Below are 18,736 nucleotides of genomic sequence, written 5' to 3'. Positions count from 1 at the left end.
GGTTATGTCTAAGCAACAAGCTGATATGAAAAGAAAAATTCAAGCATCGATTCATTCCAAAAAAAATGAAATCATTCAGTTATTGCGGTCATTTGTGCAAGCAGAGAGCACACAGGGAAATGAGCGCTACGCCCAAACGTTAGTGATTGAGACGTTACAAGAGATGGGGCTAGACGTGGATGTGTGGGAGCCCGATGGAGCAGAGTTAAAAGGGCATCGGTATTTTGCCTCTTCAAGAGAAGAATTTACAGGAAGCCCGAATGTCGTGGGGGTCATGAAAGGAAAAGGTGGTGGCCGGTCGATCATTTTAAATGGACATATTGATGTCGTGCCAGCAGGAGATAAAACACAATGGACGGACCATCCCTTTAGTGGAATCGTCAAAGAGGGGAAAATGTTCGGCCGTGGGGTAACGGATATGAAGGGGGGTAATGTAGCACTTCTTCTTGCGATGCAAGCGATTCAAGCTGCTGGCATCGAATTAAAGGGCGATGTGATTTTTCAAAGTGTGATAGAAGAAGAAAGCGGCGGATGCGGAACCCTAGCGACATTACTTCGAGGCTATAAGGCAGATGCAGCCATCATACCTGAACCGACGAACATGAAGTTTTTTCCTAAGCAGCAAGGCTCGATGTGGTTTAAGATGCATATAAAAGGACTTTCTGCGCACGGTGGAACTCGCTATGCAGGTGTAAGTGCAATTGAGAAAAGTCTAGTCGTGGTCGAGCATATTAGAGAGTTAGAGCGTGTTCGAAATGCACGTATTACAGATCCTCTTTATAAAAACATCCCGATTCCGATTCCAATTAATATAGGAAAAATCTATGGGGGAGAATGGCCATCTTCAGTACCTGATATAGTGACAATCGAAGGAAGGTTTGGTGTTTCGCCTGAAGAAACCATTGATGAGGCCAAAAAGGAAATGAAACAATGGATTGAAGCATTGCCTGAGGCTGATGCGTGGTTTAGCGAGCATCCACCTACATTAGAGTGGTTTGGTGCGAGATGGCTTCCGGGTTCGCTTGAACCTGAGCATGCCTTTATGAAGCTACTTAGCGAGAAGTATGAGGATGTGACTGGACGAGAAGCAACGATTGAAGCGTCACCTTGGGGTACTGATGGAGGCTTATTAACGGAAATTGGTCAGATACCAACGATTGTGTTTGGACCAGGTGTGACAGAGAAAGCTCACTTTCCAAATGAATACATTATGCTTGAGGATATTTTTACTTGTGCTGAAATTATAGCTGAGACCATTATTGACTGGTGTGAAGTGTCAAAATAAATCTATCAAGACTGCTTCTTTTCAATCACTCTTAATCTATGCTACGATTTGATAAGGGAAAAGAAAAGGAGATCGTGAGTAATAGATGAAACTGATTTCGTGGAATGTTAATGGATTACGTGCCTGTGTGCGTAAAGGTTTTTTGGATTTCTTTCATGAGCAAGATGCTGATATCGTCTGCTTGCAAGAAACAAAATTGCAAGAGGGTCAGATTGAGCTAGATTTACCAGGATTTCATCAATTTTGGAATTATGCATTAAAAAAAGGGTATTCTGGTACTGCTGTCTTTACAAAAATGAAGCCACTTTCTGTTTGGTACGGTGTGGGAGAGAATGTGGTTGAAGATGAGGGACGTATCATTACCCTAGAGTTTGATTCCTTTTATCTTGTGAACGTTTATACGATTAATGCAAAGCGTGACCTCACTCGCCTGCCCGAGCGCCTTATGTGGGAAGATGCTCTTAGAGACTACTTACTCCAATTAAATGAAGAAAAGCCAGTCATTTATTGTGGCGATTTAAATGTTGCGCATGAGGAAATCGATGTTAAAAATGCTCGCGCAAATAAAGGGAAATCAGGTTTCACTGTGGAGGAACGGGGCAAAATGTCCACTCTGCTGCAAACGGGATTTGTTGATAGTTTCAGACACCTGTATCCTCATCAAACGGATTCCTTCACATGGTGGTCGTATATGAGAGATGTACGTGCTAGAAACATTGGGTGGCGGATTGATTATTTTATCGTTTCAAATCAGCTCGCACCTTTGATCAAGGAAGCATGCATATATAAAGACGTGATGGGAAGCGACCATTGTCCAATTGGACTTGAGCTTACCACTTACACAAATAAGACCTCTCATTCATAAAATGAGAGGTCTTATTATTATATTACAGAGACTGTTGGCTGTAAGATAAATTCTTCTACGACCTTTGCAACCCCCTCATTCATGTTTGTATCTGTTACGTGGTTGGCGATTGCTTTAATGTCGTCTGGAGCATTCCCCATTGCCACACCTAAGCCTGCAAATTCAAGCATCGATTGATCATTGTAACTATCACCTACAGCAATCACTTCTTCGCGTTCAATGCCAAGTGTTTTGATCAGGCTATTTAAGCTCGTTCCTTTTGTGACCCCATCTTCTGTGAACTCTAAGAAATAAGGCTTAGAACGCATGACGCTTAATTGACCTTTAAGTTCCTGTTGCAATTTCTTTTCTACTTTAATTAAACGATCAGGGTCGGCAACCATTAACGCTTTTACACATGGTTGATTTACTGATTCAACAAAACGTGCAACCTCAATCACAGGCATTCCAGTGATCTCACCTTCTATTTCTGTAAACTGATTATTTGCTTCCGTTATAATTTCCTGGCCCATATACGTATGAATGCCAACATCTTCTCTTTTACTTAAATGGTAGAGTTCATGAAGTTGACTTGTATTAAGCGTACTACTATACATTTCCTCATCGGTTTTGCAGTTAATAATTTTCGCTCCGTTAAACGCAAGAATAAAACTTCCGTATTCAGCAAGCTTTAATTCACGTGCAATATCAAGCATGCCATATGTCGGTCGACCAGAAGCCAACACTACTTTTACCCCGTTTTCTTGTGCTTGCATGAGAGCATTTTTAGTACGTTCTGAAATGGTATGGTCATCTTGAAGCAAGGTATCATCTAAATCTAGTACGATCATTTTATAAGTCAAGTTTAAAATTCCTTTCGTTACTCACTAGTTCTTAACTAATTAACTATAACGGAATAGTAGGGTAGAAGACAAGTAGAAGACAAGTAGAAGACAAGTGCTCGAGAAATAGAGGAATTCGTTTCCACTTATCGAATGTAAGTAGTGAGATCTCACATACATTTAATAAGTGGAGGAACAATCATGAATATCATTACACTAAAGGAAGAGCAGTACATCGAAGCTATGCATCTATCAGAATATGCCTTTCAGTATAAAGTCACAGAAGAACGTATCCCTCAGTTGATTGAACGAATGAAAAAACATCAAATCCTCTATGGCATTCTTAATGATCAAAAAGTCGCTGCTAAACTGCATCTTTTGCCACATTACGTGTACCTTCAAGGTGAAAAGTGGAAAATGGGAGGGATAGCTGGTGTTGCAACTTATCCTGAATACCGTCGAAATGGATATGTCAAAGCGCTGCTAAGCCATAGTCTTGAAGCGATGAAGTCAAAAGGAATGACGCTATCGATGCTACATCCGTTTGACGTCGCTTTTTACAGGAAGTATGGATGGGAACTCTTTTCGAATCGCCTCACCACCACATTAAAAAAGAGCGACCTTAAACGCAAAAGGGAAGTCTCTGGCAAGATTAAACGTTGGACCCCTGAAGGAGAGCACCCGGATCTTTCCGCTATTTATGAAAGATATGCCTCACAATTTTCGGGGATGCTCGTTCGTGATGCTGCTTGGTGGAAGTCTGTTGTCATTGACAAGCAAGTCGCTGTTTATTATGACCAGAGCGGAAGTGCGAAAGGGTTTATGTTGTATGTGATAAAAGACTCAAAAATGATAATTGAAGAGATTATTCCGCTAAATGCAGAAGCGAGGGTTGGCCTTTGGAATTTCATTTGTCAGCATGATTCGATGGTGGAAGAAGTGAAAATGATTACACATGAGCAAGAGCCGTTGTTTTTTTCTTTAGATGAGCCGAGGGTTGAGAGCGATGTGAAACCTTATTTTATGGTTAGAATTGTAGATATGGAAGCGTTTATACGCAAATTCTCATTTAAAGTTGAGTCATTAAATAAACCCTTAAGAGTGAGTGTGACAGATTCGTTTGCACAATGGAATAACAAAACGTTTGTCTTTTCCAATCAGGGAATTAAGGAAACAGAAGAGGACGCTGACATCCACATCTCGACTCAACATCTTGCGACGATTTGTTTCGGTTACAAGCGTCCAGCCGAGTTAGTAGAAGCAGGGCTCATTGAAGGAACTGTCCCAGCAGTAGAGGAGCTAGAGAAATTGATTCCCTATACTCAACCCTTTTTCTATGATTTCTTTTAAATAGCAAAAAGCGAACCTCATTGATGCAGGTTCGCTTTTTGCTTAGTAAAAGGAGTGATCATAATCCCCTTCAGGGTAGATAATGCCACTCTCTTTTGTACCATTCCCATACGTCACATCAAGTGTGATTTCGTAAATATTAGTATCATCTAACTGAAAAGACCAATGATCATAGTGATCGTATTGTTGCTTTTCCAAAGGAACTTCGATCACTTCTCCATCTCCCAATTCTACGATTGCCTTTGCTTCCTTTACTTTGAAATAAGTAGGTTGATTATTTGGTTGGCTGAAGGTAGCTTCATAGGAAGTAAGGGTATCATTAGAATCTTGTGTGTAAGCACTGCTCTCAAATAGGAGTGATTGATGAGAATAGGCATCTAATGGAAGGTATTCTATACTTGAACTCCGTGCCACATCTCCTTTAGACATAATTTGATATTCATACTCTTCATTTGGGTCAACTTCGATCGTTGCTTCATAATGAAGTCCTTCGTGATTAATAGCATCTACTGTGTTCCATTCAGTGTCACCAAGTTTTCTCGTTAACAGAAATACAGAAGCGTCTGTTTCGATTTCATTAAATGACCATGTTAATGTCACGTTAAATGAAGCTTCATATTCTTCAGGGTAGCTTAAAGAAACATCAATATGACCCACCCATTGATTAGCCACTTGAAGTGAATGAACTTCTGAGAATAATTGAGACATAGTTGAATCGGTCCCCATCACTTGATGATGCACATTCTCGATTTCGTTTTTCAACGAGTGTAATTGACTCATTTGAATAATGATTAAGACCAATGATACGCTTACAATAAAGCCTAATGTATAGAGGAGCCTTTTAACCTTCATCGTTGTTATCCCCTTTGGAAAAACCTCTTTTTTCCAATTAGTATATTCACAAACAGGAGAATCAACAATGAATATCATTCGACAAAAAACGCAAGTAGCTAGCTACTTGCGTTTTTTGAGCTTTTCCATTTCTTCAGTCACCACAAAAGCTAAATCCTCATTTCCGAATAAAGAAAGAACGCCTAATAATGTCTCATCATGAATCTCTCCAGCTTCTTCTTTTGGGACTGTTAAATCCAGTGCTTGCTTTAATGATGGATTTTCAGCTTGTGTAGGGTAGGCACGTTGATAGAGCTCGGCGGGTTCGAGATCATGGTTGATACACCACTGAGCAAACACAAGAATCATCATTTGTTCATCTTGTTTAAATTGTCCGATGATTTTTTCCTCTAATTCTTTTTTGTCCATGTAACATGCTCCTTCATTAATATGTATGTTGCTAGTATAACGAAAGAAGCGATAAATTCCCATACAGAATGGCTGATAAATAGGTTAAAGCGCTATTATTGTTTTTTACGAAGTTCTTTCATTGGGTAAAATGTGCCTCTCCATATAATTCCTCCACGTATGAATGTAAGACATGCAGCACGACTAATGCAATAAATAAAAAGGAGGGCGGTGATTGGCAGTACAGGTAATGATTTCAGCGCTCCTTTTGTCATCTTCTGCACCGTTTGTACATACACAAGCCCTATTAATACGATGGCTGCCAGTGATAGAAAGCGATTGATCCCTTCAGATTGAAAGATTGTTATAAAAGGGAGCACATGAGTAACAAACACGCCACTTATTGCTAAAAGAACCATGGAGTAGCGGTAATAAAGACCCGCTACTGTGTTCTTCTCTAAGCCGATAAAGGCTTCCCGCAACGTAGAGTACCATTCCACTTCTAAATGTTCTAATGCAGTAGCCATTCTTTGCTTGAATCCGTTTTGTTTAAGAAGAACTCCAAGCATTAAATCATCATCTGGTCGTTCTTTTATCGCAAGGTGCGTTCCTACAGCTTCATAGGCACTACGCCTTACAAGATTAAAAGCACCAATGCCAATGGCTGAGTTACTCTTATCAACATTTGCCATCCATGGTCGTTTGAAAAAGGAAAATCCAAACAAGAAAAATGAAATAAACGCTTTAGGCCAAAACCGTTTTACATTCATATTAGGGGCTAGCGTAAGATGATCGAGTTTATGTTGGAGAGAATAGCTGATTGCTTTTTCAATCGTATCAGGGTGGTAGATGATATCGGCATCTGTAAATAAAAGATAATCCCCATTTGCTCGAAGGAAACCTTTATAAAGAGCATGATTTTTGCCTAGCCAACCTGGTTCCAATTCTTTTATATGGACGGCATTCACTCTTTGGTCTTTCTTAACGAACGCATCAATTAAATCTCCAGTAGAGTCAGTGGACCGATCATTGACGACAACCCACTCAAGGTTAGGGTAGGTTTGATTTAATTGTGAGGTTATACTGCTAGATATAGATTTTTCTTCGTTTCTAGCAGCTACAATCACAGAGATTAGTGGTATTTCAGTAGAAGTCATTCGTACATTTTCTAGGCGGTCAATTTTCTTCATTCCTATAGAAGCATCCAATAAGATAACAAACCAAAAGAGGCAAACCAAAAGCAATAACCCCATAAGCATGGATGAAGCACTTCCTTTCATTCCTTATCATAGCTTGTTTCCTATCAGAACAAAAGCAAGAGAGTCATGTCTTTTATGCAAAAAAAAAGCGAGGGAAGCCCCTCGCCTTTTTTAGCGACCAATGAACATTTGTGTCCAGTAATGACCGTATGAACCTCCTTTTGCATAGCCTACACCGATATGTGTGTAATTGGATGAAAGGATGTTTTGACGGTGACCTGTGCTGTTCATCCAAGCATTGAATACAGCTTGAGCTGACGTTTGACCAGCTGCAATATTCTCACCTGACGCGCGGTATGTAATACCAAAATTACGAATCATTTGATGAGGACTTCCGTATGTTGGTGAATTGTGATTGAAGTAGTTTTTATCACGCATGTCTTCTGATTTAAATCTAGCAACGCGCGCTAATTCCCAATCACTTTTAAGAGGTTGCAAACCATGTTTTGCACGTTCTTGGTTTACTAGACGAACCACTTCTTCTTCCATCGAACCATAGCTGCTTGCGCTAGGGATCGTAAGACGTTGACCTGGATAGATCATATTAGGATTTGATACTTGTGGGTTAGCTTGAATGATTTCACTAACACCAACTTGGTAGCGAACAGCAATCTTCCACATGGTATCTCCTTGTGAAACAGTATGAGAAGTAGAAGCTTCTGCATCTGTACCACCAAAACCAAAGACTAGAGCAACGGACAATAATAAGAGTGAGGTAAATCGTTTGAAATGTCTCATAAATCTATAATAAGTAGGTATACTATGTAAGTATAGCGGTAATTGCTACCTTTCTAGGCTGATAGTTGGCTAGCTTACTAGGATTAACAAGAAAATTAGGTCTATAGATGACCTAAAATAGGTTACGCTAATAACTTTATGAGAATAGTATGGGTTTTTAATTGTACGAAATGTCATTACTTAGGAAAAAACTCCTTTATTCACTTTAAAAACAATGAGTTTTTTGTTGAATAAGCAGGAAAATCCTGTACGGTATGGAATCTATTTAGTATGAGTAGGGGAAATGTTCACAGGAAAGTTTGCTAGAGTGATCGTATAAGGTAATATGAAAGCGTTTTTATGAAGGGGTGGTTAACAATGTCAACAGCTACATTTCTAAAAGAAGAACATGCTATTTTTAGAAAATCAGTTCGCAGCTTTCTTGAAAAAGAAGTGAAACCCCATTATGAAAAATGGGAGAAAGACGGTTTGATCCCACGAGACTTATGGGGCAAATTAGGCCAACAAGGATTATTATGTCCTTGGCTGCCAGAAGAATTTGGCGGTGGAGAAGCTGACTTTGGGTATTCTTTTGTTTTAATCGAAGAATTAGAACGAGTGGGATCAAGCTTAGTTGGCGTTCCACTACATAATGATGTGGTTGTCCCGTATTTGTGGCATTATGGGTCAACGGAACAAAAGAAGAGATGGTTACCTTCCTGCACATCAGGTAAAAGTGTATCAGCGATTGGGATGACAGAACCAGGCACTGGATCTGATCTAGCAGCGATTAAAACAACGGCTATTTTAGACGGCGACTCCTATGTAGTAAACGGTTCTAAAACATTTATTTCAAATGGCTTGCATGGAGATTTATTTGTGGTTGTGTGTAAGACTGACCCCAAAGCCCAACCTGCCCATAAAGGAATCAGCTTATTAGTGATAGACGCAGATACACCAGGTTTTACAAAAGGAAAAAAGCTAGATAAAGTCGGTCTTCGTTCACAAGATACGATTGAATTATCGTTTGAAGATGTACGGGTTCCAAAAGCTAATTTGTTAGGTGAAGCTGGGAGAGGTTTCTATTATTTAATGGAACAATTACAACAAGAGCGATTAATTGTCGCGATTGCTGCGATTGTCTCGGCAGAACGAACGCTAGAATTAACACTAGACTATGTAAAAGAGCGAAAAGCATTCGGAAAACCAATAGGAAGTTTTCAACATAACCAATTCACTCTAGTGGAACTTGCCACAAAAATAGAAATCGGTCGCACTTTCCTAGATTCCCTAGTCGAAAGACATATGAATCAAGAAGATGTCGTGAAAGAAGTATCCATGGCTAAGTATTGGCTCACAGATTTAGCAAAAGAAGTCGTTAGCTCATGCGTTCAATTACATGGAGGCTATGGATATATGGAAGAATACGAGGTAGCTAGAAGGTCGCGTGATATTCCTGTATCAGCGATTTATGCCGGTACGAATGAAATCATGAAGTCCATTATTGCCAAAAAGATGGGGTTGTGATGATGAAGAATATGCTCGACTCGATTCAAGTGATTGATTTTACGAATTACCTTCCTGGACCTTATGCCACACTGCGACTCGGTAACATGGGGGCAACGATCACGAAAATTGAACCACCAAATGGAGATCCAGCTCTTCATTTATCAACGATGCATGAAGGCGAGGGAGTCATCTACTCTGCTACAAATTGGAATAAGCAATCGACCCATCTAAACTTAAAAGATAAAGCCGATCAAGATAAAGTAATGAAAATGATTGAACAGGCAGATGTGGTGATTGAATCGTATCGACCTGGAGTTATGGAGAAATTCGGTCTTAGTTATGAGCAAGTAAAAAAAGTGAATCGAACCATTATCTATTGTTCGATTTCAGGCTATGGCCAAGAGACGGAGCATAAAAAAGGGTTAGGGAGTCATGACATTAATTATATGGCTGAAACAGGCTTCCTCTCTTTATTAACGGATAAAGAAGGTAGACCGATTCATCCGAAAATCCAATTTGCAGACTATATTGGTGGCATGTATGCGAGCGAACAAATCCTCGCTGCTCTAGTTAACAGGGGGCTTACGAATAAAGGTTGCTATATAGATCTTAGTTTAACAGATCCCCTCCATGCGATGCTTGGTGCGCATGATTTAATTTACCGAGAGACAAAGCGTCCTGACGGGGTAGACGAACTGAACGGTCAGTATGTTTGCTATTCCATATATGAAACAAAAGATGGGCGTTTTATGGCTTTAGGCGCTTTAGAAAAGAAGTTTTGGAATCAATTATGTATTGAAGTGGACCAGCCAAACTGGCTATCAAAAGGGCAAGATCGTCATGACCAAGAAGGTTCCATCTCTGCTGATGTCATTGAGCTCTTTAAAAGTAGAACCTTTGACGAGTGGTGTGAGTTTAGTTTAAGGGTTGATTGTTGTCTTGCACCTGTTTATACAACGGCTGAAGGAATTGAAGCTCCACTTCTTAAGGAAAGAGGATTAATGGATCGTTTACCAGATCATCGCACAAGAGTTAGGACGACACCAATACGAACGTTAAAAAGGGAGGAACGCTTCATATGAGAGAAGTTGTGATTGTAGAAGCTGTCAGAACACCACTTGGAAAGAGAAAGGGAGCTTATTCAACTATTCGTGCTGATGAATTACTGGCTCTTCCATTAAAGGAATTAATCGATCGAACTCAAATTGACACGAGCATCATTGAAGATGTCATTGCAGGTTGTGTTTCACAAGTTGGAGAGCAATCACCAGACATTGCACGTGCTGCAGCATTAATTGCTGGATATCCGATTGAAGTACCGGGTGTGACAATAGACCGTCAATGCGGATCGAGTCAACAAGCCGTTCATTTTGCCGCTCAAGCGATTGCAAGTGGAGATATGGATGTCGTGGTCGCAGCAGGGGTGGAGCATATGACACGTGTACCAATGTTTTCAAATACACAAGGAACGACTTACAGCAAGAAGTTAAGCGACAAATATGAGCTCTTGCATCAAGGAATGTCCGCTGAGCGCATGGTTGAAAAATGGGGATTAACAAAAGAAGAACTGGATCAATTTGCCCTTCAAAGTCATCAAAAAGCTGTTCATGCATGGGAAGCAGGTCACTTTGAAAGAGAAGTAATGCCTGTTCAATACACAGGAGAAGATGGGACTGAGATTCATTTAGCAAAAGATGAGGGACCACGTGCTGCTACGACGATCGAAGCTCTTCAATCGCTGAAAAAGGTCTTTAAAGAAGATGGGACGATTACAGCTGGAAATGCAAGTCAAATGAGTGATGGCGCAGCTGCGATTTTATTAATGTCGAGAGAGAAAGCAGAGGCACTAGGCCTTAAACCGAGATGCCGTATTATTGCAAGGAGTGTTGTTGGTTCAGATCCAACATTAATGCTAACTGGACCCATCCCTGCTACTGAAAAAGTCCTTCAAAAAGCCGGGTTAACGATTGAAGATATGGATCTGTATGAAGTGAACGAAGCATTTGCACCGGTTCCTCTTATTTGGGCAAAAGAAGTAGGGGCTGATCTAAAAAAATTAAATCCTAATGGTGGTGCGATTGCGCTTGGACATCCACTAGGAGCAAGTGGTGCCCGTGTGATGATCACGTTATTGCACGAGCTTGAGCGCACAGGTAAACGATATGGCCTGCAAGCGATTTGTGAAGGATTCGGTATGGCAAATGCAACGATCATTGAGAGACTGGACTAAAGAGGGAGGAGCAGATTAATGAGAATTAAAAATAAAACCTTTCTTGTAACAGGTGGTTCTTCTGGTCTTGGGGAAGCGACAGTTCGAATGATTGTTAAAAACGGTGGGAATGCTGTCATCGTTGATGTAGATGAGCAAAAAGGAACGGAGCTTATCAATGAACTAGGTGATCAGGTCAGCTTTATCAAAACGGATGTGACGAATGATGCCAATGCAAAACAAGCAGTGGAGCACGCTGTTACTACCTTTCAAGCAGTGCACGGTTTGATCAATTGTGCTGGTATCGGTAAAGCCAAAAAAGTAGTAGGGAAGAGTGGCATTCATGGTATTGAAACGTTTAAAAAAGTGATGAATGTAAATCTAATCGGTAGTTTTTCGATGATTCAACACGTAGCGGAGGTTATGAAAGACAATGAACCGAATCGTGAAGGAGAGCGTGGCATCATAGTGAATACAGCATCTGTCGCAGCATTTGATGGACAGATTGGGCAAGCAGCCTATGCGGCTTCAAAGGGTGGAATCGTTAGTATGACCTTACCGCTAGCTAGAGAGTTAGCCTCTCATGGCATCCGCGTGATGAGCATTGCCCCTGGTATTTTTGAGACACCGATGTTTGCGACCTTACCAGATGCTGCACGTGAATCTCTAGGTAAAATGACCCCTTTTCCGAATCGACTTGGTCAACCAACAGAATACGCCCAGCTAGTGGAACAAATCATGGTGAACCCGATGCTAAATGGAGAAGTGATTCGGCTAGATGGGGCGATTCGCATGCAAATGAAATAAGCCTCAGTAAAGGTAGAGTGCAAGCACACTCTACCTTTTTATTTTCACTAATTCTTCAATTTACATAGAAAAGTCTTATATTCAAATGGAAGAGAATGGTGTAAGATAGAAAAGGTTTAGGTCTTATGTATTGTGTATTTTGTAGGTTTTTTGATAATTAAGATGGATATAAGGGGAGAAACGGACGTTGAAACAGCTATTCAGACATAGAAAAAAACAAATGGATACATTAGAAGCTTTGGTTGAACCAACTCTAGATGAAGTGAAGATTGATGTGTCAGAGGAAGTTGCCCTTCAATTAAGGATGATTGATTTAGATAAGGAAGATCTTGTTCGCATAAAAATGATTCAACCATTGATTCATGATCATATTGACGAGATTGTTGACAATTTTTATAAAAATCTTTATCAAAATCCCACACTGACAACGATTATTAAAGATCATAGCACGGTGGATCGCTTAAAGAGAACGCTCACAAAGCATATTGAAGAAATGTTTGCTGGAACGATTGATGCAGCTTTCGTCGAACAAAGAAACCGAATTGCCCACGCTCACGTCGTCATCGGTCTTGAACCGAAATGGTATATGTGTGCGTTTCAGGATTTATTTTTATCAATCACAACCATGCTTAAAGAGCACTCAACAGATCCAACTCAATGTTTAGATGCGATTTTATCTGTTTCTAAAATTTTAAACATTGAACAACAGCTTGTTTTAGAAGCATATGAAAATGAGAACGAACGGAATCGTCAAAAAGAGATTGAAGAACGACACAATTTACAAGCAAAAGTAAATGTGACCGCCGAAGAATTAGCTGCGATTTCAGAGGAAACAAGTGCCTCTATTGATGAATTAAAATCTAAATCTGAAGATGTTCATCGCTACAGCACAGAAGGAACGAGCGCATCCATTCAAGTCGAGTCATTATCTAAAGAAGGTAAAGAAAAACTCCAAGAACAATACTTAAAAGTAAAAGAAATTGATCAGAACATGGAGAAGATCTCGAGTGAAATGGAGTTACTTAAAGATGTGTCTGAGAAAATCAACGATATTGTTAGCCTAGTTCAGTCGATTGCTGATCAGACCAATTTACTTGCATTAAATGCAGCAATTGAAGCAGCACGAGCAGGTGAGATGGGTAAAGGGTTCTCAGTTGTTGCAAGTGAGGTACGAAAACTTGCTGAACAAACAAAAGCTTCAGTAAGTGAAGTTTCAGGTTTAATTGTTTCCACGAAAGAACGGATCGGCTCTGTTTCTTCATATGTGTCAGAAATAGATGATCTCGTTAAAAATAGTGCCAATGGATTGTCTAGTACTAATGAATTTTTTGATCGAATTGTTCACCAAACAGAAACGGCAAAAGAACAAAATGGAAATGTTGACGTAGAGATCAAAAAGATTGCTCTTGTTATAGAAGAAATTAATGACGCGGTCTATCAACTGGCTACAACAGCAAATGAATTAAACTTAATAACAAATCATCTTGATTAAGCGAAAACTCTTCTAAAGTGTATTCTTTAGAAGAGTTTTTTTCTTCCGTTTCTTAATTAAATTTTAATATTTATTATGTATAGTAGGATCAAATCAAAAAGAGGGTGAAAAGATGAAGACAATAACTTTGCTAACGTCTGCTTTGGTAGGAAGTTCTCTATTAATGGCAGGTTGCACTAACGATACAGAGGGTGATCACGAGAATATGAATCACCATGGGCAAGAGGAAGCTGAAGAGCATATGGAAGACAACGGTGAGATGTCTCATGATGATATGGACCATAATCAAACAACGGACATGGATCAAGACGATCATCAAAATCATAGCGGAGTCGCAGCAGATAAAGAGCAATATGCCAATGAACCGTCTGCTTTTAACGAGGGATCAGAACAACAACTGATGGTATCAAATACGAAAAACATCACACGATTAGATGATGACAATCCATTAACGATGTCGATTATGGTTTCACAGATGATATGGCCATCTACTCATGAGGAAAATCAGCCAGGTACAGTTATTTTAGCTCCTTTAAATGAATGGCAGTACTCATTAGCTGCCCTTACTCTCGTCCATCATCCTAATGATGGCCCGATTCTTTATTATGACGAAGAAATAAATGAAGATGTAATGAATGAGTTAAACCGACTGCAGCCTAAAGGTAATAATGAAGGAATTGAAGTACTAGTAGTTGGGAATATCGAAGAAACGGAGTTAGATAAATTAACTGAATTCAAGATTAAAACAATTCAGGCAGCCAACCCAGCTGCTTTCGCTCAAAAGGTAGAAGAAGAGTTTTCAAAGACAATTGATCATATAGAAGAAGCTGTTATTATTGGATCAATGGATGAATCTGCAAAAGAATATACGATCACAGCAGCAAACTGGATCTCGCATATGAATGAATCACTTCTGTATGTAAGCAGTGATGGGATTCCAGAAGAAACAAAAGAGGCATTGGCTTTACGTGAGGGTACAGCTAAAATGTATGTACTAGGCTCAGAGAACGTGATCAGAGACGAAGTGATAGATGAGCTTAATGAGTACGGGGAAGTAGAACGAATTGAAGGTAACAATGCAGTGAGTCAATCGATTGCAATGGCATCTTACAAAGATGAAAGTACAGATTTTGGCTGGGGTATCACAGAACCGGGGCATGGTTTTGTATTTGCATCAACTGCATCAGCAGAACTTGCGATTACGGCTGCTCCTTTTGCCCATTTAGGAAAACATGCTCCGTTGATATGGCTTGATGAAGGGCAAATTAAAGATGATCTGTATCAATATTTAGCAAAAGTGAAGCCAGTTTTTCATCATGATCCAACAGAAGGACCTTATAATCATGGATATGTTCTAGGTGAGTTTGATACAATATCATTTAAAACACAAGGAATACTAGATGAAAAGCTAGAGATTGTCTCGGCTGATGGAGACGGTCATGGTAATCATTAATTAAAGGAGAATATAATGAAAAAATGGTTTTTAGCAGGAGTAGGTTTATTGAGTATCCTCGTTGGATGTTCAGAAGCAGGAAATGAAGTGGAGGGTTTTTCTCACATACATGGGCTAGAATATGCTCACAATGAAGATGCTTTCTATATAGCGACTCATCATGGATTAATTAAACATACCCAAGGGAAATGGATCAATGTAAATAATGAGAAGGAGCAACATGATTTTATGGGCTTTACGATCATTGATGAAGATACGATGCTCTCAAGCGGACACCCGAGTCATGCATCTGATTTAGAAGATCCTCTCGGGTTGATGAAGAGTACAGATTCAGGTGAAACATGGGAGCCGATTTCCTTATATACGGAAGTAGATTTTCATCTCCTTCATGCAAATAAAGGCGATACAAATCAAATCTATGCCATAGATGCCTATCATTCACACTTCTATCACTCTGAAGACGGTGGTTATAATTGGGAGCAGGTGGAAACAGAAGGGTTACCTGAACCAATCGGCCAAACGTACAGTTTAACGTCTCATCCGCAATTTTCTAGTCACGTACTAGCAGGTACGGAAGAGGGAGTGTATCTTTCTCTCGATAGCGGAAGAACATGGGAAGAAATGGAAAGTGAGTCAACCGCCACAGCTCTTGAATCACTAAATGGAGAAACCGAAGAGCTAATTGGTTATTTTGTTGGCGAATTAGAAGGCTTATATTATAGTACAGATTTTGGTCAAACATGGGAGTCATTGGACTTTACTTTAGAGAATGATATGATTTCCTACATCAGTCAGAACCCTGATCAAGAAAATGAGATCATTTTAGGATCGATGCAAGAAGCGATTTATCATACGAATGATTTAGGGGACTCATGGTCGAAGTTAGCTGAAAATGGGAATATTAATCAATAACGAAGCTTAAAACTGACCATTTAGACATGTTCTAAATGGTCAGTTATTTTTTGGGCATGGTGGTGATTTGAGTGAGGTTCTTTATTAGGACTTGAACCTGGTGTTTCCATAAAATGAATACAGACAAAACTGATGCACACTAATAAAAAATACCAAACAGGCTTGAGCGCAAAAGACTTCTGAACTTTGTTTTTAATTTCTGAAGTCAAGGCTAAATAAACGATAAATAGCGTACCGAATAAAAGCAGCAACATGACTTGAGATAATGGTAAGCTATGCTCAAGAGGTACCATAACGGCAAGCATGGTTCCCATCATTCCACCCATTAACCCAGAGATAAAGCCATCAATAACTGCAACAAGTGAGAAGGGGTAACCGAATAAAACACCTAGTAAAGCCCCGATAAACATACTTAAAATTGTTACTTCGAAAAAGGAATCAGCAAACAGTAGACCGAGTACAGTCCCGCCAGCTAGACCTATAAGCATGCCGATAGCCATAGCCAAGCACATCCCAAACATATTTGATATAGATCGTCTAAAAGAAAAGACTATGAAGGCAATAATAGATAGCAAGATGATTAGGAGACATATTATAATCCAGTGCATGAAGATTTCTCCTCTCTATGTAGTATGAACATCTCTCGAAGGTACCTGTAGTTTGTACACTAGTATTATAAAAGTGAAATAATTATGTCATAAAATCGTAATTAGGAGAAAGTGTGAGGATAAGATGAAGAAGATTTTAATTATTGATGATGAGAAGCAAATGCAAAAACTGCTCGAAGTCTGTATTCAGTCAAGCGATTATCAGATCACATGTTTAACCAGTGCCATTGAGGCAAAACCTTTACTTGAAGGCGAAACGATCCATCTCATATTATTGGATATTATGATGCCAGAGATGACAGGTTATGATTTTTTATCCTATATGAATGAATTAAATAAAAACATACCCGTTATTTTAATCACAGCAATAGATGAAACGGATGCTGTCGTGCGTGGACTCGAGCTGGGTGCTTATGATTTTATTACAAAACCATTTGAGCCTAGAGAATTAAAAGCTAGAGTAGACTCTGTCATCAAGCGAACTCAGCATCTAGTTGAAGAGCTTTCTACCATCGTTAGATTTGATGTGAAACGTGATTCACTGCAACGTGTGTTTACCTATAAAGGTCAAGTAATTCCTTTCACGAATAAAGAATATCAATTGTTTTCACGGTTCTTTAATTACCCAGGGCGGGTGTATACACGTGATCAACTTCTCACTCTTGAATGGGAGGAAGAGGATCGTTTTAACCGGAATGTGGATGTTCATATTAAGCATATTAGAGATAAATTAAATAAGGTTGGGCTTCCGAGACCTTTAATTGAAACCGTGTGGGGAGTAGGGTATAAGATGCCTGTAGAGAGGGGGGAATAAGTTGAAGCTTGCTACAAAATTATTAATTACTATCTTCTTATCTACTGTTTTTGTCATCATTATTACGAACCTTTCTTTTTATCACATATCTAAATCTTTTTACAAACATCAGCTTCAAGAAGGAGTCGAGAACAGGCTTGAAGCCCATACGAAGGTATTAGCACTCCACTCAGACGTGACAACTTTTGATCATGTCATGATGATGGAAGCAGGACAAGAGGAAAATTCATTTGTTATTTTTGATCAATCGTTGGAAGTGATTCAGAGTTCAAGACCTCTTACTAATGAAGTGATCGCCACTTATCAAGATTGGATCATTTTACACGCTGATCAATCAAAACATACCGAATTTGTTGAAACAATGGAAGAACATATTCCACATGCATGGTCTTTCACATCTTTTTCATCAGAAGAAGGAGTTAGCGGATATTTGTTTCTTGATCAAGATACAGGAAGCTTTGAGGCAACGAGAAACAATCTCTTGCTGTTAACATTTGTTATTGGATTTTTTACCGTTTGCTTAGCCGTTATGTTAAGCATTTATTTGTCAAAGCGCCTGAGTGCTCCTGTGAAAAAAGCCCAGCTGCTTACTAGGAAAATTGCATTAGGTGATTTTGAAGTAGATGTGCCATCGTCTACTAGCAAGGACGAAGTATCTGAATTATTAACAGACATTTCTTTAATGGCAAAAAATCTTAAAGAATACCGTGACGAAAGGCAGCGGTTGTTTACAAATATTTCTCATGATCTAAGAACGCCGCTTACCTACATCAAAGGTTATTCATCATTATTAAAAGATCATCAACTAGAGCCAACAGTCGTAGAAGAGCAATCTAACGTCATCTATCAAGAAGCCTCTCGGATGGAACATTTAGTGAATGATTTATTTCAACTAATGAAATATGAAGAGGGAGAATATCAGTTAGAGAAAGAAAGAACAAATATGTATGATTTCTTTGCTCAACTACAAGCAAAAATAAAGCTTGATTTAAAAGCAAAACAACTTCATTTTAATATGCATGCAGATAGCGTTGATATAAACGTTTCAATTGACCAGGTGCAATTTGAGAGGGCGATCATGAATGTACTATCAAACTCGATCCGCCATACAGATCCTGGAGGTCAAATTGAAGTGACAATCTTTAAAGAAAAAAAGGTATGCATTATACAGATAAGTGATGATGGGTCGGGGATTCCTAAGAAAGATCTCCATAGAATTTGGGAGCGATTCTACCGTGTAGATGCCTCTCGTTCAACTAAACTTGGTGGAAGTGGTTTAGGGCTTGCGATCACAAAAGAAATTATTCACTTGCATAAAGGGGAGATTTCTGTATCTAGTAAAATAGGAGAAGGAGCAACCTTTTTAATTAAAATCCCTGCTGAATAAATAAGTGAA

General features: G+C 39.3%; 18 protein-coding genes. 12 read left to right on the top strand and 6 right to left on the bottom strand.

Annotated elements, in window-relative coordinates; translation table 11 throughout:
• Window positions 1-4: 4 nt before the first annotated feature.
• A complete protein-coding gene (locus RYX56_RS04610) occupies window positions 5-1,285 on the top strand; it encodes a peptidase (RefSeq protein ID WP_439108452.1) in 1,281 nt (426 codons plus the stop codon).
• 85 nt (window positions 1,286-1,370) lie between these two features.
• The gene (locus RYX56_RS04605) at window positions 1,371-2,150 is read left to right on the top strand and encodes an exodeoxyribonuclease III (protein ID WP_317120959.1); all 780 of its coding nucleotides are present in this window, start codon (window positions 1,371-1,373) and stop codon (window positions 2,148-2,150) included.
• Between the two features lie 17 nt (window positions 2,151-2,167).
• Here RYX56_RS04605 and RYX56_RS04600 read toward each other — a convergent pair whose 3' ends face one another.
• Window positions 2,168-2,992, bottom strand: a complete 825-nt coding sequence (locus RYX56_RS04600) for a Cof-type HAD-IIB family hydrolase (RefSeq protein ID WP_317120958.1) — start codon at window positions 2,990-2,992, stop codon at window positions 2,168-2,170.
• A gap of 180 nt (window positions 2,993-3,172) precedes the next feature.
• Between RYX56_RS04600 and RYX56_RS04595 the strand changes: the two genes are divergently transcribed.
• Window positions 3,173-4,321: a GNAT family N-acetyltransferase gene (locus RYX56_RS04595; protein ID WP_317120957.1), complete on the top strand. Its 1,149-nt coding sequence runs from the start codon at window positions 3,173-3,175 to the stop codon at window positions 4,319-4,321.
• Window positions 4,322-4,363: 42 nt separating this feature from the next.
• Here RYX56_RS04595 and RYX56_RS04590 read toward each other — a convergent pair whose 3' ends face one another.
• From RYX56_RS04590 to safA, 4 genes are all read right to left on the bottom strand, one after another.
• Entirely contained in the window at window positions 4,364-5,173 is an 810-nt protein-coding gene (locus RYX56_RS04590; RefSeq protein WP_317120956.1) for a hypothetical protein, read from the bottom strand.
• 102 nt (window positions 5,174-5,275) lie between these two features.
• On the bottom strand, window positions 5,276-5,581 hold the full coding sequence (gene yxiS, locus RYX56_RS04585) for a protein YxiS (RefSeq protein ID WP_317120955.1): 306 nt from the start codon (window positions 5,579-5,581) through the stop codon (window positions 5,276-5,278).
• 95 nt (window positions 5,582-5,676) lie between these two features.
• Window positions 5,677-6,750: a glycosyltransferase family 2 protein gene (locus RYX56_RS04580; RefSeq protein WP_317120954.1), complete on the bottom strand. Its 1,074-nt coding sequence runs from the start codon at window positions 6,748-6,750 to the stop codon at window positions 5,677-5,679.
• A gap of 180 nt (window positions 6,751-6,930) precedes the next feature.
• Window positions 6,931-7,557: a SafA/ExsA family spore coat assembly protein gene (gene safA / locus RYX56_RS04575; RefSeq protein ID WP_317120953.1), complete on the bottom strand. Its 627-nt coding sequence runs from the start codon at window positions 7,555-7,557 to the stop codon at window positions 6,931-6,933.
• A 357-nt stretch (window positions 7,558-7,914) separates the two neighbouring features.
• On the opposite strand from safA, the gene RYX56_RS04570 reads away from it, so the two are divergent.
• The 7 genes from RYX56_RS04570 (at window position 7,915) to RYX56_RS04540 (ending at window position 15,918) form a co-directional block, all read left to right on the top strand.
• Entirely contained in the window at window positions 7,915-9,063 is a 1,149-nt protein-coding gene (locus RYX56_RS04570; protein WP_317120952.1) for an acyl-CoA dehydrogenase family protein, read from the top strand.
• On the top strand, window positions 9,063-10,127 hold the full coding sequence (locus RYX56_RS04565) for a CaiB/BaiF CoA transferase family protein (protein ID WP_317120951.1): 1,065 nt from the start codon (window positions 9,063-9,065) through the stop codon (window positions 10,125-10,127). Before RYX56_RS04570 ends, RYX56_RS04565 begins: the two co-directional genes overlap by 1 nt.
• Window positions 10,124-11,275 carry a thiolase family protein gene (locus RYX56_RS04560; RefSeq protein ID WP_317120950.1) on the top strand — a complete coding sequence of 384 codons (1,152 nt, stop codon included), beginning with the start codon at window positions 10,124-10,126 and terminating at the stop codon, window positions 11,273-11,275. Before RYX56_RS04565 ends, RYX56_RS04560 begins: the two co-directional genes overlap by 4 nt.
• A gap of 18 nt (window positions 11,276-11,293) precedes the next feature.
• The gene (locus RYX56_RS04555) at window positions 11,294-12,061 is read left to right on the top strand and encodes a 3-hydroxyacyl-CoA dehydrogenase (RefSeq protein WP_317120949.1); all 768 of its coding nucleotides are present in this window, start codon (window positions 11,294-11,296) and stop codon (window positions 12,059-12,061) included.
• A 187-nt stretch (window positions 12,062-12,248) separates the two neighbouring features.
• The gene (locus tag RYX56_RS04550; RefSeq protein WP_317120948.1) at window positions 12,249-13,553 is read left to right on the top strand and encodes a protoglobin domain-containing protein; all 1,305 of its coding nucleotides are present in this window, start codon (window positions 12,249-12,251) and stop codon (window positions 13,551-13,553) included.
• 112 nt (window positions 13,554-13,665) lie between these two features.
• Entirely contained in the window at window positions 13,666-15,006 is a 1,341-nt protein-coding gene (locus RYX56_RS04545; protein WP_317120947.1) for a cell wall-binding repeat-containing protein, read from the top strand.
• Window positions 15,007-15,021: 15 nt separating this feature from the next.
• Complete coding sequence (locus RYX56_RS04540) at window positions 15,022-15,918, top strand: F510_1955 family glycosylhydrolase (protein WP_317120946.1); 897 nt, start codon at window positions 15,022-15,024, stop codon at window positions 15,916-15,918.
• Window positions 15,919-15,938: 20 nt separating this feature from the next.
• Here RYX56_RS04540 and RYX56_RS04535 read toward each other — a convergent pair whose 3' ends face one another.
• Window positions 15,939-16,418 carry a hypothetical protein gene (locus RYX56_RS04535; protein ID WP_317120945.1) on the bottom strand — a complete coding sequence of 160 codons (480 nt, stop codon included), beginning with the start codon at window positions 16,416-16,418 and terminating at the stop codon, window positions 15,939-15,941.
• Between the two features lie 232 nt (window positions 16,419-16,650).
• Between RYX56_RS04535 and RYX56_RS04530 the strand changes: the two genes are divergently transcribed.
• Together RYX56_RS04530 and RYX56_RS04525 are read left to right on the top strand one after the other, a co-directional pair.
• Entirely contained in the window at window positions 16,651-17,340 is a 690-nt protein-coding gene (locus RYX56_RS04530; RefSeq protein WP_317120944.1) for a response regulator transcription factor, read from the top strand.
• Between the two features lies 1 nt (window position 17,341).
• Window positions 17,342-18,727 (top strand): HAMP domain-containing sensor histidine kinase, encoded by a 1,386-nt coding sequence (locus tag RYX56_RS04525; RefSeq protein WP_317120943.1) that lies wholly within the window; start codon window positions 17,342-17,344, stop codon window positions 18,725-18,727.
• The last annotated feature ends 9 nt before the right edge of the window (window positions 18,728-18,736 follow it).

The sequence above is a fragment of the Alkalihalophilus lindianensis genome (assembly GCF_032843265.1).
In the GTDB taxonomy this organism is placed as follows: Bacteria; Bacillota; Bacilli; order Bacillales; family Bacillaceae_D; genus Alkalihalophilus; species Alkalihalophilus lindianensis.
The sequence above is the reverse complement of the archived record's forward strand: the minus strand, read 5'-3'. Positions and strand labels throughout refer to the sequence as shown.

What these genes read in the sequence shown, in the direction of transcription:
- RYX56_RS04605 (WP_317120959.1), top strand. Translation starts at nt 1,371, where the DNA reads ATGAAACTGATTTCGTGGAATGTTAATGGATTACGTGCCTGTGTGCGT.
- RYX56_RS04535 (WP_317120945.1), bottom strand. Translation starts at nt 16,418, where the DNA reads ATGGCTATCGGCATGCTTATAGGTCTAGCTGGCGGGACTGTACTCGGT.
- RYX56_RS04560 (WP_317120950.1), top strand. Translation starts at nt 10,124, where the DNA reads ATGAGAGAAGTTGTGATTGTAGAAGCTGTCAGAACACCACTTGGAAAG.
- RYX56_RS04545 (WP_317120947.1), top strand. Translation starts at nt 13,666, where the DNA reads ATGAAGACAATAACTTTGCTAACGTCTGCTTTGGTAGGAAGTTCTCTA.
- RYX56_RS04565 (WP_317120951.1), top strand. Translation starts at nt 9,063, where the DNA reads ATGATGAAGAATATGCTCGACTCGATTCAAGTGATTGATTTTACGAAT.
- RYX56_RS04595 (WP_317120957.1), top strand. Translation starts at nt 3,173, where the DNA reads ATGAATATCATTACACTAAAGGAAGAGCAGTACATCGAAGCTATGCAT.
- safA (WP_317120953.1), bottom strand. Translation starts at nt 7,557, where the DNA reads ATGAGACATTTCAAACGATTTACCTCACTCTTATTATTGTCCGTTGCT.
- RYX56_RS04570 (WP_317120952.1), top strand. Translation starts at nt 7,915, where the DNA reads ATGTCAACAGCTACATTTCTAAAAGAAGAACATGCTATTTTTAGAAAA.
- yxiS (WP_317120955.1), bottom strand. Translation starts at nt 5,581, where the DNA reads ATGGACAAAAAAGAATTAGAGGAAAAAATCATCGGACAATTTAAACAA.
- RYX56_RS04540 (WP_317120946.1), top strand. Translation starts at nt 15,022, where the DNA reads ATGAAAAAATGGTTTTTAGCAGGAGTAGGTTTATTGAGTATCCTCGTT.
- RYX56_RS04590 (WP_317120956.1), bottom strand. Translation starts at nt 5,173, where the DNA reads ATGAAGGTTAAAAGGCTCCTCTATACATTAGGCTTTATTGTAAGCGTA.
- RYX56_RS04555 (WP_317120949.1), top strand. Translation starts at nt 11,294, where the DNA reads ATGAGAATTAAAAATAAAACCTTTCTTGTAACAGGTGGTTCTTCTGGT.
- RYX56_RS04580 (WP_317120954.1), bottom strand. Translation starts at nt 6,750, where the DNA reads ATGAAGAAAATTGACCGCCTAGAAAATGTACGAATGACTTCTACTGAA.
- RYX56_RS04610 (WP_439108452.1), top strand. Translation starts at nt 5, where the DNA reads ATGTCTAAGCAACAAGCTGATATGAAAAGAAAAATTCAAGCATCGATT.
- RYX56_RS04530 (WP_317120944.1), top strand. Translation starts at nt 16,651, where the DNA reads ATGAAGAAGATTTTAATTATTGATGATGAGAAGCAAATGCAAAAACTG.